This is a genomic window from Pseudomonas sp. W2I6 (assembly GCF_030815935.1).
Taxonomy (GTDB): Bacteria; Pseudomonadota; Gammaproteobacteria; order Pseudomonadales; family Pseudomonadaceae; genus Aquipseudomonas.
On the sequence record NZ_JAUSXJ010000001.1, the window covers coordinates 2776844 to 2803790 of the forward strand.

Here is a 26947-nt window from a genome sequence, read left to right on the forward strand (position 1 = left end):
GGTTGGCCCGCAACGCGTCCAACCGCGTCAAGGCTTCAAGCGTTTTTCGTCTTCAGGCCCTGGGGTAACCCGCGCGCCATTACCGTTGGAATGCGGGTTGCGCTCGCCTTCCCTGGAGACGCGCTCATCGTCGCTGAGCCCTTGGCCGAGGTCTTTTTCCGGAAGCTGTTCAGACGCGTCGTATTGAGGGGTGGTGGATGGTGTATTCATCGGCATAGCCTCCTCGGCTGACTCATAGGGGATGATTGAAATTTTTCCGTTGCGCTCCAGAATCGCGAATTTGATCTGGCTTATATCAACAATGCCCTGCGCGGATCGCGACGCTTCAAGGATGTCTTCTTCGTCCAGTCGCGCGTGCTTCAAGCGTTGGCGGAGCACGCGGCCCTGCTCGACCAAAATGGTCGGCCCGCCGTCGAGCAGGCGCGAAAAGCCCAGCGAACGCTGCTTGACCAATGAGAAACCGATGTCGATCGCAATCAGCGTGACAATCACCAGCACCGCATTGACCAACGAGAAATCATCGCCCAGCAATGCCTGTTGTGTGGCCTCGCCAATCACCATCAACAACACCAGGTCGAAGGTGGTGAGTTCCGCCAGGGAGCGCCGGCCGGCGATCTTGAACAGCACCATCAGCACCAGGTAAATCGCGGCTGCACGCAAGACCGAATCCATGGGCGCCCCTAGGGATAAATGAATTGAGAGAAGCGCACAGAAGCCCCGCCCGTTCGCGACACCCGGGTCGCAAAGCTGCCTACGCCGTCACTGCGCAGGGTCAGGTGCAAAGTTGCCTGGCCGTCGTTATCGCTCAGCAGCCACAGCTTCACGCCCTCGCCGGCGGCGCTGGCCTTGAGCGGCTGAGGCTGCAGCATTTCAATATTGAAACCGCGCAGCAGCTCGCCCGTGATCTCGACCTCAAGGGTTTCGCGCGCCAGGCCCTGCAGGTGAACCACCAGCCCGTCGGAGGAACCGTTGCGCAGGAACCGCTGGTACTCCACATGCAACTGCCCATCGGCACTGCGCACATCGGCGGTACTCAGCGGCCCCTTCGAGAACAACCCGGCCAACGTCAGCCCCATCAACACGACCAGCGCATACCAGCCCAATCGCTCGAAGCGCCAGACCTTGCGCTGCAAGGCCATGTCTTCTTGTACCGGGCAGTGGCGGCTCTTCAGGTCGTCAGGTTTTAAGGCGTTCATGTCGATCTTTGCTCACCCCTTGCTGTGTTCGGGCGAAGACGGCCCCTTAGTGACGCCGCGCGGGCCGGCAATGGCCCATATGGCTGCGCCTAAAAACGGCAACAGCACGACGACTGCCGTCCAGCCGGCCTTGCTCCCTGACGCGTTATCGCTTCGCCAGACGCTGTTGATGATCCACAAATCGATCAGGATGAGCACGACGGCCAAGCCGATCCAAAAGTACGTGGTTTGCATGGTGCACCTCCAGGTTATGAATCTTTAGGTAGGGGTTACACCAGCAGGGTTCATTATTTTTTAAGCGCCGACGGCCACACTAAGCAAAGCGGCAACAGTGCCATTATTTCAATATCGTTTACTCCCAACGGTTATACGAAACGGTATTTTTTCTAACTCCTTGTATAAGTCTTATTGCGCTTTATGCCGTTCATCGGCATTTCGCAAATCTCTCAAAACGATTTCCAAAACGCGCTGATCGGAACAGATAACCGCTGTATTAATCAGCAACTAGCGAAACGCCAACTACGCAAAACATGGCGGCGGTCGCCAGTCGTAAGTGATGCAAGGGGCGGCCCCGCTGCCCCTTCGCTTAATCCAAAGGAAGACACCATGCGAGCTGCCATTGAACCGCAACGACACGCCCCCCACCGCACCGTCGTCAGTGAACCCCGGCCAGCAGGCGGTGCAAGGACGTCGCCGAAAACGCCGAATTGTTATGAGCGCGTGGAAACCACCGAGCACGCGGAAGCAACTGTCCGCGCTACACAGTCACCACCCGTCTGCGAGCGCGTTAGCTAACCACCGCGCACTTTCCAAAACGTGTTATTCCAATAAGGCATTCATAAAACGCCCTAACCCTGAACATTCGTTCCTACTGTCTCAGAGGTGCTTATGCCTTTACATGTCATCAACTTCACCGGCCCGGTCAACGCGTCGACCTGTAGCCAGCTCATCGAAAAGGCCTCCTTGGCTGTTCAGCAGAATGCGACCGGCTTGGTCGTTAACATCGCAACCATGGGCGGCGAATGCAGTTACGGTTTTACGATGTACAACTTTCTGCTCGCTCTGCCGATCCCGGTGCATACCCACAACCTGGGGACGGTGGAATCGATGGGCAATATTATCTTCCTGGCGGGCGAGCGCCGAACAGCGTGCGAACACAGCAAGTTTTTGTTCCACCCGTTTCATTGGCATGTGCAGGGCGCCGTCGACCATTCACGAATGTCCGAATACGCCATGAGCCTCGACTATGATTTGCAACTGTACGCACGCATCGTTGCGCAGCGAACATCGCAAGCCGAGGAAAAGCTCGACACCGAACGGTACTTGATCGCCGCCCCGCGCATTCTTGATCCGCATCAGGCACTGGCTAGCGGGCTTATCCATGCGATTCAGTTGCCTGTGATCCAGGCGGAACAGGTGTGCACCTTTATTCATTCCTAGTCGGGTGACGTCGCGTTTTAGTGGTTGGTCTCGGGGGTTGGCCTTGTGACCTAATACGGCTAACCCAGCGTCCTGCCGGGCTAGCTACGCTTCAAAGCCTGCGTTGGGCGAGCGTGGTTTAACGGGACGCCTGAGATCAAGATCAAGCAGGTCAAAAGCACAGCACGGCGGCCTGAGAGCCGACCTGAGTGGTCCGAGTAAAAACGGATCACAAGCGACACCTGATTGATCGTTCCCTCGCTGCGTGGGAACGATCAGATGTGACTGGTCACTCAAGCATTAATCGGTCAACTGTGGGAGCTGGCTTGCCTGCGATGCAAAACGACTCGGTCCTTCAGGTATACCCCATTGAACCGCACGAACGCCCACAATCCACCCTCCGCTCTCTCGATCTAAAAAGAAGATCATTTCGCCCAACTGGATCGATTAAGTCATCGATATTTCAAAGATAAACCGTTTGATACCAACGCTTTTTCGGCGGGTCACACAACTATTGGTACGCGTTACCAAGGTTGGTACCAGGTTCGGCTCCCCTGCGGCATTGCCTATCAAAAGGAGCTACTCGATGAAGGACGCCCGTCATGCAATTTAACCCTACACCCGCACAACTGACCGCCTGCCGCCGTCTCGCAATGGAGCAGAACCAGAAACTCTTCACCCAGGCCAACACACTCAGCCGCGACGCGTTCGACCTCCTGGATCATCCTGATTTCGACAGTGAACGCTTTGATGAGTACCTGCAGTTGCGTCGCAAGGCCGAATCACTTTTTCGCGAAGCGATAGAACACCTCAGTGTGCTCAACAGGGAATTCCCACCACCGTGTGCTTTTTCAACGTCTGAGGGGGCGACAATCGTAACGGCTGAGAAGGAGACAGCGTGATGGACAACTCGCAGCGTGCGTGGGAACTGGCAATGGTGTTGATTGCCAGCGGCAAAATCTCATTCGACCCCGCCAACCCGGTGGGGTCGGTGAAGATCCTGGCAAAACACCTGCAAGCTCTGGAAGCAGCCTTGCAGGAGCAGCCGTTATTCAACCCGGATTTTTACCCGAGCGCGGAACGTGTGAGCAAGCCCGCCAACCGCAGGCCGGCACTCGCGCGGGTTGATTGACCGCAGGGGACCGGCCTGAGCGTGGTTGAGGCTAGTGTTTCGGCTTGCCAACTTGCGCCGAAATGTCAGGTGGCCCAAACCCTCTCGCATCGCTCCCGTGCTGTCTGCGCCAGCCGCTCGACGCGCCAATAAATAGAACTTGGGCCGCATCTTTGCACTCGGATAAGAGCGTTCCGAGCACATTCAAGGACCGAGGCAATGCAGAACCTCAAAATCGCTACATTCAATGTCAACGGTATCGGGGCGCGTCTTCCCAATCTGCTGCAATGGCTTGCGAAGGAGCGCCCGGACATCGTCTGCCTGCAAGAGCTGAAGGCACAGGATCACGCGTTCCCTGCAGGCGACCTTGAAGCAGCGGGTTACGGCTCATTGCACCATGGCCAAGCCTCATGGAACGGCGTGGCGATTCTTGCGCGCGAGTCCGAACCCCTCTTGATCCATAAAGGCTTGCCTGGGGCTGAAGACGATTCGCAGTCTCGGTACCTGGAAGCGGCGGTACATGGCGTCGTCGTCGGCTGCCTATACCTGCCCAATGGAAACCCGCAGCCAGGGCCCAAGTTTGAATACAAGCTCAAGTGGTTTGAGCAACTGATCGCGCACGCCGAAACACTGCACGCCAGCGAACACCCTGTGGTCCTCGCGGGCGATTACAACGTGGTGCCCACCGACATTGATATCTACAACACGCGTTCCTGGCTCAAGGATGCGCTTCTTCAACCGCAAAGCCGCGAGTGCTACCAAAGGCTCCTGGCCCAAGGCTGGATCGACTCGGTGAGGCACCTGTACCCGGAGGAGCGCGTGTATACGTTCTGGGATTATTTCCGTCAGCACTGGCAGAAGAATTCCGGCCTGCGCATTGACCATCTCCTGCTGAACCCGGTGCTCGCCCCTTACCTTAAAAACGCGGGCGTGGATGCCTGGGTGCGGGGCGAAGCGCATGCCAGTGATCATGCGCCGACATGGATTGAAATCTCATCGCGAAAGACTCGATCCAAGAGGAACACGAAGCGCAACGCGGACGACTCACACTCAACGGCAAAGCCCTCCGACACGCTCGATGAATACAACCGAAAGCGTGATTTCAATGCGACCTCGGAACCGTCGGGCAGCGCAAAACCGCATAAATCTGCCCCGAAAAAGGCCCGTGAACCGGCTGCGCTGCAGTTCTGCATCCAGAAGCACGATGCGACGCGCCTGCATTACGACTTTCGCCTGGAGCTCGACGGAACACTGAAGAGTTGGGCGGTGCCCAAGGGCCCTTCGCTGGACCCGAAATCCAAACGCCTGGCCGTGCATGTCGAAGACCATCCGCTCGATTACGCAACATTTGAAGGTACGATCCCGGAGGGCCATTACGGTGCCGGTGACGTCATTGTGTGGGATCGCGGTATCTGGAAACCCTTATCCGATCCTGCCGAGGCCTATGCCAAAGGCCGGCTGAAATTCGAGTTGCAGGGAGAAAAGCTCGGCGGCGTCTGGAACCTGGTCAAGACGCATATCCCTGGCAAGCAGGAACAATGGTTTTTGATCAAGCATCAGGACGAATTCGCCCGACCGGAAAGCGAATACGACATCGTCAACACCGAACCCCATAGCGTGCTGAGCGAACGCACTATCGTGCAGAAGAAGCGCTCGGGAAAATCGGCTGATCCCAAGCCCGTCGAAAAGGCCCCCGCTCCGCGGACGAAGCCTGGCCACACGCAACTGGTCAATGCCCGCCCCTCGACACTCCCCGACAGTCTAAAGCCTGAACTGGCCACGCTTGTAGATTCCGCGCCGGAGGGCGATTGGCGCTACGAGATCAAATTCGACGGTTACCGCATCATGGCCAAAGTCGATAACGGCACGGTGCAGTTGTTTACCCGCAACGGTCACGACTGGACGCACAAACTTCCTCGTCAGGCCGAAGCGATTGCCAGCCTCGCCCTGGAGTCCGCCTGGCTCGATGGCGAAATGGTTGTTGCCAATGCGCAGGGCGTCCCCGATTTCCAGGCACTCCAAAATGCATTTGAGCAGGGCCGTAGCGGCAACATTGTTTATTACCTTTTTGACCTGCCTTTTCTCAACGGCATGGATCTACGGGAAGTCCCGGTAGAGCAGCGCCGCGAAGCGTTATCCAAGGTGCTGGAGCGCAGTGAGGACGAGGTACTCAAATTCTCGGACGACTTCGCCGAAACCCCGGAAGCGCTGCTGAACAGCGCTTGCCAAATGCAAATGGAAAGCCTCATCGGCAAACGCGTGGGCAGCCCGTACGTCTCACGTCGCAGCGGCGACTGGATCAAACTCAAATGTAAACGGCGGCAGGAATTTGTCATCGTCGGCTATACCGAGCCGAAGGGTTCACGCAGCAAATTCGGCGCGCTGTTATTGGGCCTGCATGACGCTGACAGCGGCGAGCTTAAATACGCAGGCAAAGTCGGCACCGGATTCAACCAGGCGACACTGACGACGATCTACGCACAACTGACGCCCCTTGAGGCCAAAAAGCCTGCCGTCGTAAACCCGCCGACGGGCGCCGACGCCAAGGACGTTCATTGGCTCAAGCCATCGCTGCTGGCAGAAATCGCTTTTGCCGAAATCACCCAAGAGGGTTCGGTCAGGCACGCCGTGTTCCAGGGGTTGCGCAACGATAAACCCGCGAAATCGATCACCGAAGAGCGCCCGGCGGAAACCCCGCAGGCCGAGAAAAAGCCCGTCCGGAAAAAACCACCTGCGGCGGCGGCCAAGGGTAAAGACGGCGAAGAGGCCGCCACCAGTATCCGGCTCACGCACCCCCAACGCGTGATTGACCCTACGAGCAGCGCAACCAAGCGTGACTTGGCGGACTATTACATCGGTGTCTCTGAATGGCTCTTGCCGCAGTTGCTCAACCGCCCGGTCGCGTTGGTGCGTGCGCCAGACGGTATCGGCGGGGAACTGTTTTTCCAGAAAAACGCCGAGCGCTTGGCAATCCCCGGCATCGAGATCATCGGTAAAGAAGAGACGGGCCACCCGGTGATGTTAATCAATACTATCGAGACGCTGATAGGCGCGGTACAGATGAGCACCATTGAGCTGCACACCTGGAACGCCGTCTCCAAGGACTTGCATCGCCCTGATCGATTTATTCTCGACCTCGACCCCGACCCTGCACTGCCCTGGAGGAGTATGGTGGAGGCAACCCAACTGACACTCACGGTGCTGGATGAGTTAGGGCTCACATCATTTCTGAAAACCAGCGGCGGCAAGGGTATTCACATTGTCGTCCCATTGACGCCGAAGGAAGATTGGGATGCGGTAAAAAGCTTCAGCCACGCGGTTGTCAAACACATCGCCAATCTGCTTCCAGATCGATTCTCGGCCGTTTCCGGACCTAAAAACCGGGTAGGCCGCATCTTCATCGATTACCTGCGCAATGGCTTGGGCGCAACCACCATTTGCGCTTACTCGGCGCGTACGCGCGAGGGGCTACCAGTATCAGTGCCGATTTTCCGGGATGAGCTGAAAGAGATCAAAGGCGCCAACGTCTGGAACATTCAAAACATCCATCAACGCCTGGGAGCGCTGGATGTTGATCCGTGGGCCGACATGCCTGGAACAAAGCAAACCATCACGGCCCAAATGCGTAAACGCATAGGTCTCAAGTAGCACCCACATCTGGAGAGATGAAATGGATAACTACCACATCACGCGGACTGAAAACGGTTGGGCCTTAAAGAAAGAGGGGCACGGAGCGCGCGTCGAAAACGGCAACCACGAAGGCTGAAATAATAGAGCTCGCCAGTGAATTCCTTGATGGAAAAACAGCCTCGCTGAAGATTCATAAGGAAGACGGTTCGATTCAGGGAGAGCGCACGTACCCTCGGCGTGCTGACCCGACGAAGACCAAAGGCTAGTGCCACGAATTTTTTTCAATTCAAACATGATCCCTTGAGTTTTCAGCAGGTGCTCGATCGTTCAAAAAAGCACCGCATGGGTTTAAAGGCTGTGATCCTTAGCATTCAGAACCTTCTAGGGGGTGTATGCGTGTGCGCCCCTCTCCCATGATCAACTGAGAAAGCCAGCTGATTATCAAACGCTTCGCCGACGTTCAGACAAACGGTGCGTAACGGCCGGAGCAGAACCTAGGCTCAACCAAGACTGATGTTTACGCCCGATTCTTCCTGAAGCCTCGAACGTTCATCCCCAGCAAAATGCACTCAAGCACGATCAGCCCAAACGCATTCGCGTGCCATCCCCAGACTACCCATAACGCATTGCTCAGAATGAACCCCCAAAAGGCAACCCTGCGTCGGCGTCGCTGTTGAGACCCGATAAACCAGGCCGAGATGACCGTGACGACCATGGCAGGCCACTGCAGCCAATCAATCAGGTCCAAAACGTCAACCTGTTACGGGGCTGGGGCATGGAAGGCTCGACTCCGCCGTGGGCATCAGGCGGCATTAGGGAAGCCAGGTAGTCGCACGACACATGTAGTCCCGGCGTGCGTTGATGACCACCGGGTTGGTGGCCGTCCCGACGGTGCATGCGCCGGTCTTTCGAGGTCTGCAACCAGTGAAAGTCCTCGCGGGCAGTCAGAAGCTGAAACCCGCCCGCCTTCAGAAGTCAGCACGGAGTCCGGGCATTCACGGATAAGCCTTTCTCCGTTATGGGCAGGTATCACGATGCCTATCATTGCGTTCCTCAACCTTGCTAAGTCTCTTCAGCTATCGACATTCGGCCAAGGACAAAGGTTTAAACCGAGAGACCTTTCATTCTTTCAACGAACGTATGCCAACCAAAAGGAACAACCTTATGATTCAGCCTTTTTCACCTCTTAGTGCTTTTTGATGAAAGCCTGGCAAATGCTTCAGTGCGTGCAGGGCAGCCGACAGCTGCACCTGATCACGCGAACCCGGGAACCACTCCCTGCGGCTGAATACATTCAGGCCTGACGGGGTACGGAAAGCCCACGCAAAACAGACAGTCCCAGCAGCTATGCCGTCGACATCTTCAGGGCCCAGGATCCCGGTCGTTGCCAAGGCGACGTCAGCGTTGCTGTCCCGCAGCGCTCCCTGCGCCATTTCAACGGCTACCTCACAGCTGGTCAGATTAAATGTCTCGATGGTATAGGCGCGTACCGACAAAAGCCGTTGCTTCGCTTCCGGTGAATACACGACGTACCCGCTTTCGATGCATGCACCTGCGCCTTGAATCTCCGAAAGAAGCGAGATTATTTTCCCTGCAGTACAGGATTCAGCGGTGGTGATTCGAAGACCATTCGCCTTCAAATATTCGAGTGTGGTGACAGGGTTGCTCATGACCATTTCCTCTGGATACTGCCCTTTGGACCTCTAATCAGGCGATTATTTCCAGTTTTGCAGACCGTGCTCTCCACCCTTGCGCCGTCGCGCGTGCACTGACTTATGCGTGACGCAGAACGCCGGCCAGCGTAGGGTCTGGCGATTGTAAAAAAGAATTTCACGGCCCCGCTGCGGTCTATTGAATAACCACAACTAGAGTCCGTCATCATGAAATTTGCTGAATTCTGCCAATCGCTTTCGAACCGGGCAGGTAGCCCTAAAACCTTTCTGGTGGCAGTCGCGCTGATTGTCATCTGGGCACTCACCGGGCCGTTTTTTCACTACAACGACACCTGGCAGTTAATCGTTAATACATCCACGACAATCGTCACGTTTTTAATGGTTTTCCTTATCCAAAACACTCAGAACCGGGATAACGACATCCTGCACTTGAAGCTTGATGAGCTGATCAGAGCCAACCAGGAAGCCCAAAATGCCACTTTAGCGTTGGATAAATTGGGATCCCAAGAATTGAGACAGTTACGCGATGAATACAGTGCGCTGGGTCAGGGCAGCCAATCCCACGCTACGGACGACAAAACTGGACCTCATGTCTCTGCATTAAGTCCTCAAAAATAACGATTTCAGACGGTCGCGACTTTAAAGGGCTTCCCTGAGACAAAAGACTCGCGGGAAGCCAACGGAGCCTGTCCGCTATGTGTCAAACCCGTCGGGTTACTGGCGGGTAGAACGCATCTTGGATAGCTTGACCAGCGTCGCTACCCGGGCGCTCATTGCATCCAATACAAAGGGCTTAGTAAGAACCTGGGTACGGGGTTCCAAATGGGCCTTCTCCATCACTGCGCTTTCGGCGTACCCCGTGATGAACAGCACAGGCAGTCCTGGCCGACTCTTGCGCGCAATCCCAGCCATCTCCCGTCCATTCATTCCGCCGGGTAAACCAATGTCTGAAACCAGCACATCGATACGCAGGTCAGATTGCAACAGCTGCAACCCGGAAATGCCATCTGCTGCCTCCATCACGTTGTAACCTAGGCTGCTCAGCAATTCGGTCACCAGCATACGTATTGAAGGCTCGTCGTCTACCACGAGCACCGTCTCGCCATTGCCAGGCGAAATAACGCTGTGCGCGGTATGCGTAATTTCCGTAGCAACCTCACCTTCGTACCGCGGCAGATAGAGACAGATCGTCGTACCTGCACCCTCTTCAGATTTGATATGAAGATCACCTCCAGACTGTCGAGCGAAGCCATAGACCATCGATAAGCCCAGCCCCGTGCCTGTACCCGCGGGCTTGGTGGTAAAGAACGGCTCAATGGCTTTCGCCGCTGTTTCCGGACTCATTCCGCTGCCATTGTCCGAAACGCAGATATTCAGATACCCGCCTGGCTTCAAATGATGGTCAAGGTCCACCGATCCATCGTTTACCAGATTGCTGGTGTGGATATGGATTTCACCGCACTCAAGAATGGCGTCGCGGGCGTTTATGCATAGATTCAACAGTGCATTTTCAAGCTGGGCCGGATCAATCAGCGCCGGCCACAAGTCCGAAGCAGTGCTGATCCGCAGTCGTATCGCGGGGCCCACGGACCTGGTAACCAGCTCTTCCATGCCTCTCACAAGCGCGTTTACATCGGTGGGGCTGGGCGACAATGTCTGACGTCGTGAAAACGCCAGTAACCTGTGAGTCAAGGAAGCCGCGCGTGTTACGGCGCCCTGTGCCACCGTAATGTATTTGTCCACCTCCGCCAAACGGCCCTGGGCCATTCGTATCTGCACCAGCTCAAGGCTTCCCGAAATACCCGCCAACAGGTTATTGAAGTCGTGAGCGATGCCGCCGGTAAGCTGCCCTACCGCTTCCATTTTTTGCGAGTGGTGCATCGCACGCTCAGCCTCTTCGCGATCCTGTACCGCAGCTCGAATGCGTTCTTCCAAGGTCTGGTTCAGCTCCTTCACCGCTGACTCGGCTTCTTTTCTGGCGGTGACGTCGATGGACGACCCTATAAGTCCAATCACCTCTCCATGCTCGTTCAACAGCGGTGTTTTGACAGAGAGCCAAGTTGCTGGCGAACCGTCAGAATGACTGACGTTTTCTTCAATTTGCTCGGCGATGCCAGACTCCATGATCCGACGATCAGTCGCCATGACAACCAGAGCCTGAGCTTTGTCCTCCAAGTAATCCAGGTCGGTCTTTCCCAAATAAAAGTCTTGGGGCTTACCGATCAGCTGAGTGGTACCGTGATTGGCGACCAACATTCTGCCATGGCGGTCTTTCGCGTAGACCACGCCGGGTACGGCCTCTGCAAATGTACGCAACAGCGCAGCTATCTTGTCCCGCTCAGCTTCAGCGACACGACGCGTTTCAATATCAAGTAATATGCCTGGGAAACGCCGGGGCACGCCATTCGCGTCCATTTCAGCGCGACCATTAGCCTCGATCCATCGATATGTCCCGCTAGCTGACAAAACTCGGTACTCGCAACGATAAGCACCGCCTCTGGCTATTGCTTCGCCGATGGCAGCTTCGACTCTAATGACGTCGTCCGGGTGAATTGAGCCGGTCACAACCTTAAGAGGCAGCCCTTCCTGGCATTGTCGAGGGCACAGACCAAACGTGCGCGCAAATCGCTCATCCGCAGTGAATCTATCGCCGGGAATATCCCAGACCCATGTCCCTACAATCGCTCCCGCCTCCAGAGCAAGCTGAAGTCTTTCAGACGCCTCCTGAGAGCGGTGATCGGGTGGGGCATGTACTTTTATATCTGCCATTTCATTACACCGTGTTCACGATCTTTCCACCGACTGGCTGCTGCTTAAGCCGATACGAGGTATTCAGATAATGTCGCTGCGCAGGCGTGTATCGCACCCTCTAGGATCAACTCGTATCCATGGGTATTTTCAGTCGGAATGGCCAGACAACCCGCTCGGGCTGAGGTGCCGCTACTCATCACAGCGCTAGCGTCCGATGCGAAATCCACCAGCAGAGCGAGTTGAGGATCGTACCCGCAGCGCTTGGCCGCTTCGCTCAAGGCTGTTACGACGGCGCGCGTGTAGTAGCCCTTCTGATCGCCTGTATTGATGATCGGATCCACGCTAAGGCGGGTTGCGTATTCGTCCATTACCGGCCCGACTTCCAAAGCAATCGTGGTGTCACCTGGTAAAGACGCCGCAGCGTACATAGCTCCGGAGTTGCTCTCCTCCTCAAGCGTCGTGAAGACGAAATAGAGGTCACTGCGCAATTCCTCTCTACGCTTCTGCACCTTTGACATTGCTTGCAGAGCGGCAACAATAGGTGCTCTGTCATCCAAAAAATGCGCCGCAATGGCATCCTGTACGCGAAACGGCTTACGCCAATGACGACTTAAAGTCACTCTGTTTCCAGGACGTACTCCGAGGGCGCGCAATGTTTCAACAGAGCAACGTGTGATGACGTGCACATCATTCCAATGCACGTTTCCTGACAACACGTCAGCGCCTTGCGGGGCGTTGGTAGTGGCATGCATCGAACCGAAAGAAAGAACGCCAGGGATTGTTTGCAGATCCCCTAGAATGTCTACAGGACACATACCGAAATTTACTGGGTTGACACCGCCCAGAGCAGTGACTCTCAACGTGCCATCTTGATCAATGCGCTTGATGACCATGGCGATCTCATCCATGTGCACCATGACTTTTATTGTGCGTCTCGGTTCAGTTTCGTCCTGGTGGCCGCGAATCAACCCTATTACGTTTCCAGCAGGATCGACCCATTGCTCATCGCATCGCGAACTTAGCTCCTCTACGCAGACTGCTCGAACTTCATCCTCCTGCCCGCCGGGCCCTCTGGCAAGGAGCAACTTCGTTAGAAGCTCGTTTTCGGGTGTCGAAGCGTTGTCGCTCGCCATGTTATTTTTTCGCATGCTTTCCGTACCGTATCTTCAATTTTAACGGTCTAAAAGACGGACGGCGCTAAGGCGAGCCGTCCGTATCTCCTGGGCAACGGGAGCTTACTTTTTCGATTCCAGGGTGGCTGCCTGGTTGCCGCCCTGCTCCGCAATTTTGGAGAGCTTTTCGTCGGTAGCCTTTTCTTCGGCGAGCGTGGCCGCCAGCAAATCTGCCGCTTCAGGCAAATTCAAGTGCTTGGCCATGGCAATTAAAGTGCCGTAGCTGGCGATCTCGTAGTGCTCAACTTTCTGAGCAGCACCAATCAAGCCGGCATCCAGCACCGCACCTTTTTCAATTTCTTCCAGTAGCTCTTTGGACTCCTCAACAAGCCCCTCCATCGCCACGCACTTCATGCGCTTGAGTTTGAAACCGGTCAACTCGACGAGCTGATCAATTCTTTCAATTTGCCCTTGAGTTTCCTCGAGGTGAGCAGTGAACGCTTCCGCTAATAGCGGGTTAGTAGCAGCGCGAGCCATACGCGGCAACGCTCGAGTGATTTGCTTTTCTGCGCTGTAGACGTCGGAAAGCTCATGGATAAATAGGTCTTTGACAGTTTTTCTAGCCATTTCAGAATCCTCACTTTCAAATGAACAAGAGTCGCTGAACGTCACACGCATTTTCGACATCGCGATGTACGTGGCGTCTAGTAAAGTGACCAAGCCTTCCGGTGAGTGTTCCAATAAATTCAAACTCTCCTGATGAGATGGCGGTTCTCTATCCAAGCGCCGTATCGAGGAACATCATTACGGCAAACCCGAGCATCAAGCCCAAGGTTGCAGGCGTTTCATGCCCGTTTCGATGAGTCTCTGGAATGACTTCATGCGAAACCACAAAAATCATCGCGCCAGCAGCGAGTCCGAGGGAAATCGGATAGCCCAAAGCGAACCCGCTGGATATGCCCAGACCCACCACCGCGCCTATCGGTTCCATAAGGCCCGAGCCCACTCCGATCAGCGCGGCTTTGAGTGATGACAGACCGGTGACTCGCAGGGCTAAAGCCACAGCAAGTCCCTCAGGGAAGTCCTGAATGGCAATAGCTGCCGTTAAAGGCATACCCACAGTTAAATCGCCGTGCGCAAAGCTGACACCTATTGCCATGCCTTCAGGCAAATTATGTAGGGTGATAGCAAGGACAAATAGCCACACGCGATTAAAGCGCTGAGTATTTGGCCCCTTACGACCGCCCTGAGAGTGCTCATGCGGGACAAAACGCTCAAGTCCTACCATAAGCGCTACCCCAAGGCCGAGTCCCAGCACGACGATACAGGCGGACATCAGCTTATTCCCACTAATCATCTGCGCCGCTTCAATACCGGGGAGGATAAGAGAAAAGGAGCTCGCAGCAAGCATCATTCCTGCCGCAAAACCCAGCATCGTGTCTTGCGCCCTGGCAGAAATATTGCGCAGTACAACCGCAGAAATCGCACCTAGACCTGTGGCGCCAAACCCACAAAGCCCGCCCACCATGGCAAAGCGAAGGTTAGCTTCATCAGCTTCAACTATCGCGCTGTAACCGCTCATCAACAACAACAGTGTTATGGCAACCAAGGACGACCAGAACAAATAGCCTGCCCATCCTTGATTTGAGGCTCGTTCAATTTGATAGCGCAGCGCAGCCCTTACGGATGATGTAGGTACTGACATCAACCACTCCGCCGCTTAGATGCTGTTGGCCCAGTGTTTGATAGCTGCCTGGCAAATAGCGCAGCATCCCTTTCAAAAGACGATACGATAGATCCGAAGACGTTATCCATCCTCCGTCTCAATGTAAAAATGCCTACCGTTGTTCCGATTGTCATAACATCACCTCAATGATGAAGTTCAAAATTGCCGCCCCGACTATCGGGACGGCGGTTATTCTTATTCCTTTTCCGGCTTTCCTCGAAGGCCGGCCCCCAGATCTGCACCCGTAATTGGATTAGATGATGGATCGGACAAAGTAATAGCTTTCATATCATTCAATGCAGACTCTTCATCCGCACTTAGTTGAACACTGGCGAAACCATCTCCACCGTCTACCGCTGGCCGCGGCGCTTCCACATACTCCCAATCTTCGCCTTGGTTCCACGGGCCACGCATGCTTTCAGGGCCTTGGGACATATTGAAATATACGTTTGTAAATTCAGGCATTCCAGGAAGTTTGCCTTGGGGGAAGCTGGGGTGGATGGCATGCAAAGCTTTCTCAAATGAAAGCTGGTGGGCTATTTCGCGAGTCATTAGAAACCCTAAAGCTTCCTTAACTCCCGGATCATCGGTGACGTTCATCAGACGCTCATATACGATTTTCGCTCGCGCCTCAGCAGCAATATTGGATCTAAAATCTGCAGTGGGCTCTCCGATAGTATCGATGTAGGCGGCAGACCAAGGTACGCCTGCAGAGTTCGTAAGCGGTGCGCCCGCTCCGTAAAGCACGCTGGTGATGTGGGAGTCATTACCAGCACCGTTAATGGCGCGGTACAACTCTCCTTCCTCTTCGACGCCTTCGGCCATGCGTCCTTTAGGGATGGTCTGAAGTAGTCATGCATTTCTGGCTGACTTCAGCCCCCGCCGATTTTGAAAGCGGCGAATCGATCAAAAACAATCGGGTCACCCGCTCATTTCTGTGTTTTTAGCCGCCGCGAGCACCTCCCGGTAACCATTCCCCACATTACAGGCGCATCTCTCCTGCACTCGTCAGTAAATGTCTACGCGCCATCCACAAGTTCGACAGCGCGAACAGTGTCACCAATTGCGCCGTGTTCTTCCTCAGACCACGGAAGCGCGTCTTCACATAACCGAACTGGCGCTTGATCACCCGGAATGGGTGTTCGACCTTGGCGCGCACCTGCGCCTTGGCCTTTTCAATCTTGCGCTTGGCTTTGTACAGGGCGCTACGCTTACCCAGCTTCTTGTAAGTACTGCGGCGTGCCGCGATCTGCCAGATCACCTCGCGCCCATCATGCTCAGTACGTTTCTCGATGCCGGTATAACCGGCATCGGCGCAGACCACGTTCTCCGCGCCGTGCAGCAGTTTGTCGACCTGAGTGACATCCGCCACGTTGGCCGCCGTGCCCACCACGCTGTGCACCAAACCCGACTCGTCATCCACGCCGATGTGGGCCTTCATGCCGAAGTAATACTGGTTGCCCTTCTTGGTCTGATGCATGTCCGGGTCGCGCTTACCATCCTTGTTCTTGGTCGAGCTTGGCGCATTGATCAGCGTGGCATCCACGATGGTGCCTTGGCGCAGCGACAGACCTCGGTCGCCCAAATAGCCATTAATCACGGCCAAAATTCCGGAGGCTAGTTCGTGCTTCTCCAGCAAACGACGGAAGTTGAGGATGGTGGTTTCATCAGGGATGTGCTCCAGGCTCAGCCCAGCAAACTGTCGCAAAATAGTAGTCTCGTATAGCGCCTCCTCCATCGCTGGATCGCTGTAGCCGAACCAGTTTTGCATCAGATGGATACGCAGCATCGCCATCAGCGGATAGGCCGGACGACCACCATTCCCCTTCGGGTAATGCGGCTCGATCAGGGCAATCAAACCCTTCCACGGCACCACCTGATCCATCTCGATCAGGAACAACTCTTTGCGGGTCTGCTTGCGCTTACCGGCGTACTCGGCATCGGCGAAGGTCATTTGCTTCATCGGAAAACTCGGCGGGTGGCGTCCCGGCATTTTGCCAAAATCAGGAAGTCTTCTTCAGGATTTCCCTAATGCCTCCAAGGGCAGGCAGACATCCACTTCGACGTTATCGGTAGCAGTCATCGGCATGGAGGGAGCGTCGGCAGTCCTCGGATCTTGGACGAATGCCAGACCTCCGTAAGCTTTAATCGCTTGAAGGCCCACGACACCATCATCAAGCTCACCCGTAAGTACGACCCCAATTGCCTTCTTACCATAGCTGACGGCAGCAGATCGAAACATGGGGTCAATCGCAGGGCGGGAGTAGTTTTCCTTTGCGCTCCTCTTCAATCGGATCGTCCCCTGTTTGATCAGGAGATGCCTATCCGGCGGCACAACGTATACGCAGCCATTCTGTATTTGCTCACCACATTCCGCAAAGCTGACTTTTAGGGTTGTCGCGTTGGCTAGAAGGCTGGGTAACAGACTTGGCTGCGCACCTATGTGCATAGTCACAAAAACAGCAGCAGGCATTCCAGGTGGAAACTGGCCAAGCAGACATCGAAGCGCCGTCAGTCCCCCCCTTGAGGCCCCGATAACGATGATTTGGTCAACATGGTTATCTTGTGGCATTAGATAATTCCTAGCTGGCGAATACGTTTCAGTGCAAGTTAAAAAACGCTGAGCTCCTCTGATCTTTCCTGATACGTCATTTAACCGTCTGGTCTGTTCCTACGGATGTTCTCCACTCTAGATAGATCCAAACAGCAGAAGGTTCGGAAAAAGCGCCATGATATTTGGGATGGGATACAAGCAACGGCCCTGCAGGAAAAGCCTTTTGGAGCGCTCCCTCTTGCCGAGGGCAACACGCAGTCACGGGTAGCGCTTTGCCAGACCAATCGTTTGCTAGGGTGCGGCGCTTTGTATCGACCTCTCCAATTGAAGCCAAGGGCGAGTCTGCAAATCCCGTCAAAGAGGTGGATTCTTCTCGCCCAAGATGCGCCCGACATTACACTAGGTGCCTTGGCCCAAGCCTTCAACTGTCCTACGATAATTCGCAGTGGCCGTCTCAATCATACGTCTGCGGTCTTCTCGCGTAATGAACCCTTCCTCGCAATACTCCTCTGCGAGCCGAAGCAATTCATCATACTGCTCAGGAGCACTCATTCGAATCTCAGGGTGTTCCAGGAGCTGATGCCAAGTCGCCAACGCGTGCGCTTTTCTGTCCTCATACATGATAAATATCTCCTGATTGTTAACAGTAGAGACGAGGCAATACAGACGGTTCAGGCTTTTCGATAAATGGCATGCCACTTTGGTCAGCATCGAGCCGAGGTCGGCGTCAAGAGGACTCTGCTGTCCCGTACCAGGTACACCTTCAATGCCCCTCATTCATTGGGTCAGGCTCTTGTCGGCAAGGTCTCGACGGCTCGGGTGACATACGCATTGAGCCGTATTGGCCGAATCCGGTGGGCTCGGCTCGCCTTCCTTGGATACCCTCATTCTCAGAAATACTGGGAATAAGCCGAGAATTTTTAAACGTCTAGCGTTGGTGTTTTTCCGGCGTACCGCTTGTTTAGCCGATACGGGCGCACATACAGCGCAGCGTCGGGTAGGGGGATTTTATCGCTACGGAAACGAAGTATGACTCCGACCTTGCCTTTCATCTCTCGCGATGAGGTTGATAGGCTTGCCCGGGCCTTGCCATGAAGACACGACCGGATAGCCATCAAACATCGAGCTAGATTGCACGTGTTACCGCTCGGCGGCATTCGAGCCATCAGACGCTTGCAAAGATCAGGATTAACCAAGAGTTACAACAACCGAAAAGGAATCTAAAACAGTACGTCGATTTTCGCGGTTGGGCATTTCAAAGAGAATTTTACCAGTTGGTTGTTCAAGTATAGGAACCGATTCCTCACCGAGATTTAAGTCGATCTGCAGAGTGGATCCATCGCCCATGCGCCATCGTGCAGAGACGGATTTATCACCTAATACCTGCGCGTCAAGCGCACGAGAAGCGTGCATTCATGGAATGATTTCACGACGACGTATCGCCAATAAGTCAGTGTAAAGCTGAAGCCAATCGCGGTGACCTTTCGCTGCATCACCCTCTCGATTTGGTGCATCGAAAGCAGGCTTAGACTTTTGGAACGTACATTCTGAGTTCGGATCAGGAATGCGCTCACGCTGAGTATGATCAGCAAATGCGGCGAAATCTTCAAATTCGCGTCGACGGCCTTCACAGACTTTCGCGGCAAGTTCATCATGGAAGTCGGTGAAAAACAGAAAGGGTTGAGCCGCACCCCATTCGTCGCCCATGAATATCAGAGGAATCATTGGTGAAAGAAGTAATAGAGCGGTTGCAGCCCGTAATGCTGGCGCAGGGGTGATATGCACCAAGCGTTCGCCTAAGGCGCGGTTTCCAACTTGGTCGTGGTTCTGCAGGAAAAGCACAAAAGCGCTCGGTGGCAAATAACCGCTTGGCTCGCCGCGCGCTTTACCGTGACATGTAAGCGATCCCTGGTAAACGAAGCCCTCTCTGAGTACACGAGCCAATTTCTGAATCGTCGCTTCGGCAAAGTCTGCGTAGTACGAATCGGTTTCCCCTGTCAGCAAGACATGCAGGGTGTTATGCCCATCGTCGTTCCACTGGGCATCGAACCCTTCGGTAAGCCGGTGCGCCTCGTTAAGCTCGTTCTCCAATATGAGCCACACTTGGCGCGGTTCTTCGCATTTTTCACGGACGCGCCCCGAGAGTTCGTCTAGAAACGTCGGGTCTTCAATGGCATGGACAGCATCTAGGCGCAAACCATCGAAGCGATATTCAGACAACCACATAAGCGCGTTATCGATTAAAAAATCACGAACTTCACGACGGCTATAGTCAATCGCATCTCCCCAGGGCGTTTTTTTATCGCTGTGGTAAAACTGCTTGGCATAGGTGTTTAAATAATTGCCATCAGGGCCAAAATGGTTGTAAACCACATCGATAATTACTGCCAACCTCAGTCCATGGGCCGTGTCGATTAATGATTTAAGCTCTTCCGGGCTCCCGTAAGAAGACTGTGGCGCATAGGGCAACACCCCGTCGTATCCCCAGTTTCGATCACCAGAAAACTGCGCGAGCGGCATCAGCTCAATGGCAGTGAAGCCTATCTCGGCCAGTCCCGGCAACATGGCGGCCACTGCTGAATACCCCCCGAGCAGACCTACGTGAAGCTCATAGATTATTGCCTCATGCCAAGGCCGGCCTTTCCAGTCCGATTGTTGCCAGCAATGAGCGTTTGAATCGACCACAACGCTGAACCCATAAACATCAGTTGCTTGGGCCCTGGACGCGGGATCCGGCACTTCGAGGTCATCGTTGATTTTATACTTGTAGAGGGTGCCAGTCGGACAATTTGCTTCAAGAACGAACCAGCCGTCCTCCTTCCGCAGCATCGCCATTGATTGGCCGTCCCCGGTCACGACATCAGCTGTTTCGGCATCAGGCCCCCACAGCGAAAACCGGGTCCGATTTGTATCAAGGACGATAGCCCCATGGCGCCGGTACAGTTCGTTGTGCATGTGCATCCGTTATCCCCTCCGCAATATGTGCTCGCGCGATCTGAATAACAAATCGGCTTCACAGGGCAATTTGAAATGACGCACGCCAGCGACATCGGCATTGGTTTGTCTGTCGTTGGACATTCGGTCACTCCTCAACCATGGATCCAAACCGTACAAAAGCCGTTCCATATTTTTAGGAGGGAAAGCCTTGAGCTAAAACTACCGTCTCTATGCTCCCTCGCAAGGCAGCGTTTCGATTTAAATCCACCGCATAACGTTTAATTTAATAGGTGATAGACAGACCAACGGCACAAAATAGACCGCTAGTCACGTCTCCTGCTATTTCTCGGAACTAAGCTCCTCCGTTGCTGCTCCCCCGATTACCACCAAGCTATCGAGAGGGGCAGGAAGTCATGAGAGCACTCACCTATCACGGCGCGCACAGCGTCAAAGTCGATACTGTCCCTGATCCAGTTATTGAGGATAGCGACGACATCATTCTTCGAGTAACAGCCACCGCCATTTGCGGATCCGACCTACACCTCTACCGAGGAAAGATCCCAACCGTCGAACACGGCGATATCTTCGGTCACGAGTTTATGGGCATTGTTGAGGAAACAGGCTCAGCTGTCACCGCTGTGCAGGCTGGTGACCGAGTGGTGATACCTTTTGTGATCGCCTGCGGTAGCTGCTTTTTCTGCCAACTGGATTTGTTCGCCGCGTGTGAAGCAACCAATACAGGGCGCGGTGCCATTCTCAATAAAAAGGCAATTCCACCTGGTGCCGCTCTTTTCGGTTTCAGCCATATGTATGGCGGCATACCTGGAGGGCAAGCAGAGTATGTGCGTGTTCCCAAAGCCAACACCGGACCTTTCAAGGTGCCCGGCACACTGTCAGATGAGAAAGTGCTTTTTCTATCGGATATTTTGCCCACGGCCTTTCAAGCCGTAACTAACACTGGAATTGGTGCCGGCTCCAGTATCGCCATCTATGGCGCAGGGCCGGTCGGGCTGTTAAGCGCTGCCTGTGCCAGCATGCTCGGTGCCGATCAAATTTTCATGGTAGATCACCACCCCTATCGTTTGGCTTACGCACAAGAGACCTACGGTGTCATTCCGATAAATTTCGATGAAGATGATGATCCTGCCGACACAATCATTCGCCAGACTAAAGGCATGCGCGGCGTTGACGGTGTGGTCGATGCTGTTGGCTTCGAAGCCAAAGGCAGCACTACCGAAACCGTACTCGCCACGCTTAAGCTTGAAGGCAGTAGCGGCAAAGCGTTACGCCAATGCATTGCAGCAGTAAGACGCGGCGGCGTGGTGAGCGTGCCCGGTGTTTATTCAGGATTTATCCATGGCTTCCTCTTCGGCGACGCGTTCGACAAGGGCCTGACCTTCAAAATGGGACAAACCCATGTTCAGCGATTTCTGCCTGAGCTTCTCGAACATATAGAGACTGGGCGCCTTGCCCCTGAGGTCATTATTAGTCACCGGATGTCGTTAGAGCAGGCAGCCGAGGGCTACAAGATCTTCGACAAGAAGGAAGAGGACTGCAGAAAGGTCATCCTGACGCCTGGAGCCGTACACACTGCGTTAGCTGAGCGCATCGAGTAGTTCGGTCGACCAGACAGGGACACTCATGCTCGAAACTTTCAGTGGATATGGCTGAGCTGCCAGAAGCGACGTTACGTGTTCGCTATGGTGGCTCAGGCCCGCCTTTCACTGACGGTTGATATTCATCCTTGTACCTAGGGAAATATACATTGGAGACTATTGGGTTCACTACAACGCGCTAGCGAGGAGAAGCCTGGCAATCGTGACCGGCCCGGATCAAATCATCGATCTTCAGCAGGTGGTCCCGTCAACTGCCGTCCATGAAGTTGTAGTGAACAACACTCATCAAAGCGGGCCCTCAAAAAATCGCGACGGAGACGGGGGGTTTCCTTCAGCACATAGATTGAACTCTAGACAACTACATGACCAAAATCCCAGCACATTCAACAAGCGCGTGGACAGGGCTCATGATGGTCGGGAGCGCTAGGCATGCTTCTTGTAATGCACTTGGATATGCGCATGACCTTTTTGAAATGCCCTCTCAAGGCGCCAGCTTTGCAAACGCTGGAAGTTTTATGTTTGGGCATTTCTAATTGCAATTATGTCGTCCGTATTAGGAACATGGGCGTGGAACAAAGCGACTCGGTATTTACCCGTGGTACTTTCGTGACAACAGATTACTCTCGAGTCCCTTTTCGCGACTTTATTCGGATTGTTTTTCGAGGAACGTTTGCCAACACTATATGGAGCCTTTGATATTACAGTGGTGTTAGCGGGCAGAATGCTGGCCATCCGAACGATCTTCATATCTCACGAGATGGGGCGAGAAAAGCTGAACGTATCTTAAGCCAGTCAGGCGCCTACAATCAGCTGCAAATCTCATTGCCGGTGCTAGGCGAATGCGTACCTACGCTCGATAGGGTAATAGTGATTAGGAAAGGCATCGCCTTTTAGAGTTCCGAGTGCTTGGAGTTGCTCAGCCAACTGTTTTTCGAGTTGACGAAATTCTGGGAGTTTAGACGTTGGAAACCTCTTCTAGATTTATTGTTACGTTACGCCAAAAAAGGCATAAGCATGAACCGATAAGTCTGTCAGCACCGCAAAGGTTCGGCAGAGCTTAATCAACGAGCTTATGGGCGCGCGTCGTGGAGTAAAGGTCAGCTAAAACGTTAAGTAATGACGAGCAGTTGAAGGGCGCGAGGGCGAGGGTTCAACGGGCCAAGGTGGACCTGGGTGAGCGCGGGCCTGTGTGGTGGGATGACAGTTTCCCGACTTTAGCCATTGTCAGGTGAAAAACACTCCCTATTCGCACTGGCATGAATCTCTCGTAGTTACCCACGCGAGATAAAGATCATGCACGCGCCCGTCTCTGGCCCCTGTCCTGGCCTTTAAAGAAAACAGCGACCTTATACCCGACAGGGTCTCGGAGGTATCCGACATAAAAATCGGCGGTATAAGCCTGTCGAATGCCGGGGGTCCCTGCGTTTGTTCCGCCACAGGCTAGTCCCGCTGCGTGAATCTCAACTACCTGAGCTCTGGAGTCAGCTCTCAGCGCCGGCATCATCCCATTGCCCGCCGAGGCGAGTTCGCGATTTAAGGGCCGCGCAATATGGATGCTCCCCGGCCCATTGGATTTGTCCACCATGTCAGGAATCGAAAAACAGCAATACCCCCTCAGAAAGCTCATTCATATAGTGAAGTGGAGACAGGGCTGCATCGTAGAATCGAGCAGAGGCTTCTACATCGCTGGCGCCAACCTGCCTCACCACATCATCACGGAAGCTAAGACAAGCCGAATATGCAGACAGGGGAATGGACCAAATGACGTCATGACGAAATCAGCGCTTCTGGAGCAAGGTATGCCTACGCCTCGCTAGCGCTACTCTTTAGTCGTCTGTGACGGTTAATCCCCAACAGGATTAGTCGGGGAGCCATACAATCACAAGCGAGTATTCAGCTCTGGCATGAGCCGAAACCAGCGCCACCCCACACCGCCACCGCCACCGCCGTTCCCCGGCAGCTTTGCCACGACCACCTGCCTAACGCTGATGCCATTTGCAGTGAAATGTTTGGCAGGCCCCGATGGTCAGTGTGGATCTTCCGATCGAGCAGCAGCAGCAGTACGACGGCCAAGTCATAAATTGAAAAATCCAGCAACTTCGCTGCCATCAAGCGCCCTACCGATTGGGCAACCTCCGTCTAAAATATCAGAGCGGCTCAAAGACTTACGATCAGATCGCCGCCAGCCTTGCGGTTCCCGAGCGAACGTCCGTCACAAAACAGACCACATTGACACCATTTACAACTCCACCAGAGTGTCTAAGCTTCGGAGTTCATGCACTGGAATTCGGAGGACGTATGGATACGTTAACCCGGAACGAGATTGAGACGGTCCTCGCTAGTCGTCTGCCAAACTGTAAAATTTTCTGTTCGATCAGCGCCGACAACACGCTTTCGATAGATGTGGCAGGACCGGAAGGGGATCAATTCACAGCCGTTAATATCGACCGAGCTACGTACCACGGCGACGCAGGCATCAATAGACTCGCCAGAGAAATCCTTGAAGAAATGGTGTTTTCGAGGCGATTTTCTCGGCGCAATGACTCAAGGCGTACAGGGTGAAGGACATCAATGCGTGCATTTGTGTTCGTCACATGATTCTGATGGGTCGCGCATTTATGGTTTAAGCCAATCTTGATAATTCGTACGGCGGCGCCTAGGCTCATATGCGGCGCATTTATTCGCTCGGGTGAGAATGAATGCACCGGATATGAGGCTCTACGCTGGACAGACTAGGCAGACAAAACCATGCTCATTCAGAATGATTCATCCCTTCTCAAGAGTTGATACCTCAGCTCTCGGAGATTGACGCCCGCCCGTCAACGTCACTCACTGGCGACCTAGGCGGTAACTTACTCGGGTCGTGTGGCCCTCTTGAACTAAAAATATCACAGGTGAATTCAAGAACGGAAGAATTGCCGGCCCTATGGGATCCCTGTTGACCTCGGCGGAAAAAATCCCTCTCCCAAGGCGCGGTGCGATACCCTAAAGCGTTACCCCGTCAAAATAATTGTTCGATCGCCTTACTGGCTCGGTCAAGTATTCGCCCCTCAAGTGTCCCTCTAGCCACCTCATCAACTCACTTTTTCTCCCGCCCAACAGGATACTATTATTTAACGTAGACACTCATTTGCATCTGTTAACGTTGTTCCAGGAGAAGCAATACATGATCGAGATCGGCAGTCGACTGAGAGAGGAGCGTACTCGTTTAGAAATGACGCAACGTAGCTTCGCCCTTGCTGGAGGAGTTCTGGCAAATGCTCAAGGTAAGTATGAGCGGGGCAAGCGAAGCCCTAACGCCATATACCTTGCGCGACTGGCAGGTCTTGGTGTCGACATACTTTACGTGGTAACCGGACAGCGGGCTGCTCCTCAGCTCAGCGTTGAGCGGATCGCCGAATTAAACTTCCAAGAGCAGTTCGCGATGCTTTCCAAGCTAGAAAGTAGGGCCCTGCTCGATCTAATGAATTGCCTCACAAAGAAGCGATAGCACTCTGTTGATTATCTCCTACACTCCAAGCCAGCCGATCAAACGGGGCGTGGCTTGATCCGTGCCCGCTAAATCTGTAACTTTCTGACGCTCTAGAATCTCAACTCTTGGAAAGAGCCATTTTCGTTGTGCACTTTTACGGACGCGGCTTTTCCAGCTATGAGTGAAGCGGTCACCTTTACCAAGCCCTCTTTCGTGGGAGCCTCTGCGCTTGGTTTAACTGATCCATTCTTGAACAGTGCCCAACCTATTTTGCTTTTCATTATTCTATACGAATTCATGAACTGGCCCGTCCTATCGGAGTTGTAAGCGTAGTTGATGCGTGCTGATACACACCCGGCCCTTGATGAGAACGCATGCTTTGACAAACAAGAGGTGACTCGACTGAGAGGGACGAATCTCTGATTGGCGGTGATCAGACAGAAGCTGTCGATCTACAGCCTAGTGGTATTCACTAGACTGTCAAGAGGTAGCGCACGGTTGTGGCCCTTAGGCATTGTCCGAAGTAGACGGCTATTTTTCGGCTACTGGCCATCAGCGCTTTCAAAAAACGGCAGCCGTTCAAAATTGATCAAATCTGCCTCGTATTTCATGCTTTTTTGCTACCCATTAAGGATGCACCCTTCCTGCGCCAGAGAGCAAATGTCGATGCGCCATACACAGGTTCGACAGGGCGAACAGCGTCACCATCTAAGCGGTGTTTTTACCAAGCCTCGAAAGCGCACTTTGGTATAACCAAACTGACGCTTGATCACCGAAATGAACTTTCAGCCTTGGAGCGAACCTGAGCCTTGGCTTTCTTGATCTTGCGTATCGCTTTGTACAATACGCTGCGTTTTCGGTGTTTGTTGTGGGTGCTGCTCCGGGCTGCAACCTGGCAGATGACGTGGCGTCCCGTGTGCTCTTCGCGCTTCTCGACACCGGTATAGCCTGCATCAGCGCAGACCAGGTTCTCCGCGCCGTGCAGCAGGTTGTCGACTTGGGTCACGTCTGCGACGTTGGCTGCAGTGACCACGACGCTGTGCACCATCCCCGAATCATCGTCGACACCAATTTGCGCTTTGACATCAAAGTAACACTGGTTGCCCTTTTTCGTTTGGTGCTTTTCTGAGTCGCGTTAACTGTCCTTATTTTCGGTCGAAGTGGGCGCTTGAATCGACGCGGCATCGGCGATGGTGCCTTGTCGCAGTGACAAGCCACTGTCGCCCAGACAGCCAGTGATCACGCCAAGAACGCCGGTGCCCAACTCGTGTTTTTCCAGCAGGCGACGGAAGTTGAGAATGGTGGTTTCGTCCGGGATTCGCTCCAGGCTCAGGCCGGAAATCTGGCGCAATATCGTCGTATCGTACAGCGCCTCTTCCATCGCCGGAACACTGTAACCAAACTAGTTCTGCATGAGATGAACCCGCAGCATCGCCATCAACGGATACGCGGGACGACCGCCTTCGCCTGTCGGATAATGGGGTTCGCTCAGGGCAATAAACCCTTCCAGGGCACGACCAGATTCATCTCGACCAGGAACAGTTCCTTGCGGGTGTGCTTACGCTTACCGGCGTACTCGGCGTCGGCGAAGGTCATTTGCTTCAACATCGAGAGGCTTGGCGATTGGTGTACGGGGATTTTGCCAAATCAGGAAGTCTTTTTCAGAATTCCCTTAGATTTTGTAGCTCCGCTTGTCTTCTGGCCAGAGCCACCTTTCAATCAGGATAAGGCAATCTGTCCCTCACTCATG

Annotated in this window: 19 protein-coding genes and 5 pseudogenes; 8 read left to right on the plus strand and 16 right to left on the minus strand. The window is 54.1% G+C overall.

Going from position 1 to position 26947, the window contains the following annotated elements; all coding sequences use genetic code 11:
* Window positions 1-27: 27 nt before the first annotated feature.
* Genes QF039_RS13090 through QF039_RS13100 form a run of 3 tightly spaced genes read right to left on the minus strand, consistent with a single transcriptional unit; the run spans window position 28 to window position 1430 of the window.
* Window positions 28-672: a DUF421 domain-containing protein gene (locus QF039_RS13090; protein ID WP_268801472.1), complete on the minus strand. Its 645-nt coding sequence runs from the start codon at window positions 670-672 to the stop codon at window positions 28-30.
* 8 nt (window positions 673-680) lie between these two features.
* Entirely contained in the window at window positions 681-1196 is a 516-nt protein-coding gene (locus QF039_RS13095; RefSeq protein ID WP_058821856.1) for a hypothetical protein, read from the minus strand.
* A 12-nt stretch (window positions 1197-1208) separates the two neighbouring features.
* Window positions 1209-1430: a PLD nuclease N-terminal domain-containing protein gene (locus QF039_RS13100; protein WP_058821857.1), complete on the minus strand. Its 222-nt coding sequence runs from the start codon at window positions 1428-1430 to the stop codon at window positions 1209-1211.
* A 654-nt stretch (window positions 1431-2084) separates the two neighbouring features.
* Here QF039_RS13100 and QF039_RS13105 point away from each other — a divergent pair.
* From QF039_RS13105 to QF039_RS13125, 5 genes and pseudogenes are all read left to right on the plus strand, one after another.
* Complete coding sequence (locus QF039_RS13105) at window positions 2085-2636, plus strand: ATP-dependent Clp protease proteolytic subunit (protein WP_307518689.1); 552 nt, start codon at window positions 2085-2087, stop codon at window positions 2634-2636.
* A gap of 581 nt (window positions 2637-3217) precedes the next feature.
* On the plus strand, window positions 3218-3517 hold the full coding sequence (locus QF039_RS13110) for a hypothetical protein (protein ID WP_058821859.1): 300 nt from the start codon (window positions 3218-3220) through the stop codon (window positions 3515-3517).
* On the plus strand, window positions 3517-3747 hold the full coding sequence (locus QF039_RS13115) for a hypothetical protein (protein WP_058821860.1): 231 nt from the start codon (window positions 3517-3519) through the stop codon (window positions 3745-3747). Before QF039_RS13110 ends, QF039_RS13115 begins: the two co-directional genes overlap by 1 nt.
* 198 nt (window positions 3748-3945) lie before the next feature.
* A complete protein-coding gene (gene ligD, locus QF039_RS13120) occupies window positions 3946-7374 on the plus strand; it encodes a DNA ligase D (RefSeq protein ID WP_307518692.1) in 3429 nt (1142 codons plus the stop codon).
* A 22-nt stretch (window positions 7375-7396) separates the two neighbouring features.
* Window positions 7397-7622: pseudogene (locus tag QF039_RS13125) on the plus strand (DUF2188 domain-containing protein).
* Between the two features lie 251 nt (window positions 7623-7873).
* Here QF039_RS13125 and QF039_RS13130 read toward each other — a convergent pair.
* Both QF039_RS13130 and QF039_RS13135 read right to left on the minus strand, forming a co-directional pair.
* On the minus strand, window positions 7874-8104 hold the full coding sequence (locus QF039_RS13130) for a YgjV family protein (RefSeq protein WP_153004025.1): 231 nt from the start codon (window positions 8102-8104) through the stop codon (window positions 7874-7876).
* A 421-nt stretch (window positions 8105-8525) separates the two neighbouring features.
* Window positions 8526-9026, minus strand: a complete 501-nt coding sequence (locus QF039_RS13135) for a CinA family protein (RefSeq protein ID WP_307518694.1) — start codon at window positions 9024-9026, stop codon at window positions 8526-8528.
* 210 nt (window positions 9027-9236) lie between these two features.
* Between QF039_RS13135 and QF039_RS13140 the strand changes: the two genes are divergently transcribed.
* Window positions 9237-9647, plus strand: coding sequence for a low affinity iron permease family protein (locus tag QF039_RS13140; RefSeq protein WP_058821864.1), 411 nt, complete (start codon window positions 9237-9239; stop codon window positions 9645-9647).
* 96 nt (window positions 9648-9743) lie between these two features.
* Here the strand turns inward: QF039_RS13140 and QF039_RS13145 are convergent, their stop codons facing one another.
* From QF039_RS13145 to treZ, 8 genes and pseudogenes are all read right to left on the minus strand, one after another.
* The gene (locus tag QF039_RS13145) at window positions 9744-11798 is read right to left on the minus strand and encodes a PAS domain-containing sensor histidine kinase (RefSeq protein WP_307518696.1); all 2055 of its coding nucleotides are present in this window, start codon (window positions 11796-11798) and stop codon (window positions 9744-9746) included.
* A 44-nt stretch (window positions 11799-11842) separates the two neighbouring features.
* A complete protein-coding gene (locus QF039_RS13150; protein ID WP_307522962.1) occupies window positions 11843-12913 on the minus strand; it encodes a M42 family peptidase in 1071 nt (356 codons plus the stop codon).
* A 102-nt stretch (window positions 12914-13015) separates the two neighbouring features.
* Complete coding sequence (locus QF039_RS13155; protein WP_307421394.1) at window positions 13016-13519, minus strand: ferritin-like domain-containing protein; 504 nt, start codon at window positions 13517-13519, stop codon at window positions 13016-13018.
* Window positions 13520-13667: 148 nt separating this feature from the next.
* A complete protein-coding gene (locus QF039_RS13160) occupies window positions 13668-14597 on the minus strand; it encodes a ZIP family metal transporter (RefSeq protein WP_373461990.1) in 930 nt (309 codons plus the stop codon).
* A gap of 216 nt (window positions 14598-14813) precedes the next feature.
* Window positions 14814-15452: pseudogene (locus tag QF039_RS13165) on the minus strand (manganese catalase family protein); the annotation flags it as partial.
* A gap of 148 nt (window positions 15453-15600) precedes the next feature.
* The gene (locus QF039_RS13170) at window positions 15601-16581 is read right to left on the minus strand and encodes an IS5 family transposase (RefSeq protein ID WP_307518698.1); all 981 of its coding nucleotides are present in this window, start codon (window positions 16579-16581) and stop codon (window positions 15601-15603) included.
* Window positions 16582-16635: 54 nt separating this feature from the next.
* A complete protein-coding gene (locus QF039_RS13175; RefSeq protein WP_307518700.1) occupies window positions 16636-17190 on the minus strand; it encodes a chemotaxis protein CheB in 555 nt (184 codons plus the stop codon).
* A gap of 1170 nt (window positions 17191-18360) precedes the next feature.
* Window positions 18361-20133, minus strand: a pseudogene (treZ, locus tag QF039_RS13180) (malto-oligosyltrehalose trehalohydrolase).
* A gap of 389 nt (window positions 20134-20522) precedes the next feature.
* On the opposite strand from treZ, the gene QF039_RS13185 reads away from it, so the two are divergent.
* Window positions 20523-21725: a zinc-dependent alcohol dehydrogenase gene (locus QF039_RS13185; RefSeq protein WP_307518702.1), complete on the plus strand. Its 1203-nt coding sequence runs from the start codon at window positions 20523-20525 to the stop codon at window positions 21723-21725.
* 879 nt (window positions 21726-22604) lie between these two features.
* On the opposite strand, the pseudogene QF039_RS13190 reads toward QF039_RS13185, so the two are convergent.
* Window positions 22605-22685: pseudogene (locus tag QF039_RS13190) on the minus strand (transcriptional regulator); the annotation flags it as partial.
* A gap of 2206 nt (window positions 22686-24891) precedes the next feature.
* On the opposite strand from QF039_RS13190, the gene QF039_RS13195 reads away from it, so the two are divergent.
* Complete coding sequence (locus QF039_RS13195) at window positions 24892-25215, plus strand: helix-turn-helix domain-containing protein (RefSeq protein WP_307518706.1); 324 nt, start codon at window positions 24892-24894, stop codon at window positions 25213-25215.
* A 92-nt stretch (window positions 25216-25307) separates the two neighbouring features.
* On the opposite strand, the gene QF039_RS33730 is transcribed toward QF039_RS13195, so the two are convergent.
* Window positions 25308-25496 carry a DUF2188 domain-containing protein gene (locus QF039_RS33730; RefSeq protein WP_373461991.1) on the minus strand — a complete coding sequence of 63 codons (189 nt, stop codon included), beginning with the start codon at window positions 25494-25496 and terminating at the stop codon, window positions 25308-25310.
* 328 nt (window positions 25497-25824) lie between these two features.
* Window positions 25825-26802: pseudogene (locus tag QF039_RS13200) on the minus strand (IS5 family transposase).
* Window positions 26803-26947 lie beyond the last annotated feature (145 nt).

Coding starts and splice junctions, on each gene's coding strand:
- QF039_RS13090 (WP_268801472.1), bottom strand. CDS start 672: ATGGATTCGGTCTTGCGTGCAGCCGCGATTTACCTGGTGCTGATGGTG.
- QF039_RS13095 (WP_058821856.1), bottom strand. CDS start 1,196: ATGAACGCCTTAAAACCTGACGACCTGAAGAGCCGCCACTGCCCGGTA.
- QF039_RS13100 (WP_058821857.1), bottom strand. CDS start 1,430: ATGCAAACCACGTACTTTTGGATCGGCTTGGCCGTCGTGCTCATCCTG.
- QF039_RS13105 (WP_307518689.1), top strand. CDS start 2,085: ATGCCTTTACATGTCATCAACTTCACCGGCCCGGTCAACGCGTCGACC.
- QF039_RS13110 (WP_058821859.1), top strand. CDS start 3,218: ATGCAATTTAACCCTACACCCGCACAACTGACCGCCTGCCGCCGTCTC.
- QF039_RS13115 (WP_058821860.1), top strand. CDS start 3,517: ATGGACAACTCGCAGCGTGCGTGGGAACTGGCAATGGTGTTGATTGCC.
- ligD (WP_307518692.1), top strand. CDS start 3,946: ATGCAGAACCTCAAAATCGCTACATTCAATGTCAACGGTATCGGGGCG.
- QF039_RS13135 (WP_307518694.1), bottom strand. CDS start 9,026: ATGAGCAACCCTGTCACCACACTCGAATATTTGAAGGCGAATGGTCTT.
- QF039_RS13140 (WP_058821864.1), top strand. CDS start 9,237: ATGAAATTTGCTGAATTCTGCCAATCGCTTTCGAACCGGGCAGGTAGC.
- QF039_RS13145 (WP_307518696.1), bottom strand. CDS start 11,798: ATGGCAGATATAAAAGTACATGCCCCACCCGATCACCGCTCTCAGGAG.
- QF039_RS13150 (WP_307522962.1), bottom strand. CDS start 12,913: ATGGCGAGCGACAACGCTTCGACACCCGAAAACGAGCTTCTAACGAAG.
- QF039_RS13155 (WP_307421394.1), bottom strand. CDS start 13,519: ATGGCTAGAAAAACTGTCAAAGACCTATTTATCCATGAGCTTTCCGAC.
- QF039_RS13160 (WP_373461990.1), bottom strand. CDS start 14,597: ATGTCAGTACCTACATCATCCGTAAGGGCTGCGCTGCGCTATCAAATT.
- QF039_RS13170 (WP_307518698.1), bottom strand. CDS start 16,581: ATGAAGCAAATGACCTTCGCCGATGCCGAGTACGCCGGTAAGCGCAAG.
- QF039_RS13175 (WP_307518700.1), bottom strand. CDS start 17,190: ATGCCACAAGATAACCATGTTGACCAAATCATCGTTATCGGGGCCTCA.
- QF039_RS13185 (WP_307518702.1), top strand. CDS start 20,523: ATGAGAGCACTCACCTATCACGGCGCGCACAGCGTCAAAGTCGATACT.
- QF039_RS13195 (WP_307518706.1), top strand. CDS start 24,892: ATGATCGAGATCGGCAGTCGACTGAGAGAGGAGCGTACTCGTTTAGAA.
- QF039_RS33730 (WP_373461991.1), bottom strand. CDS start 25,496: ATGAATTCGTATAGAATAATGAAAAGCAAAATAGGTTGGGCACTGTTC.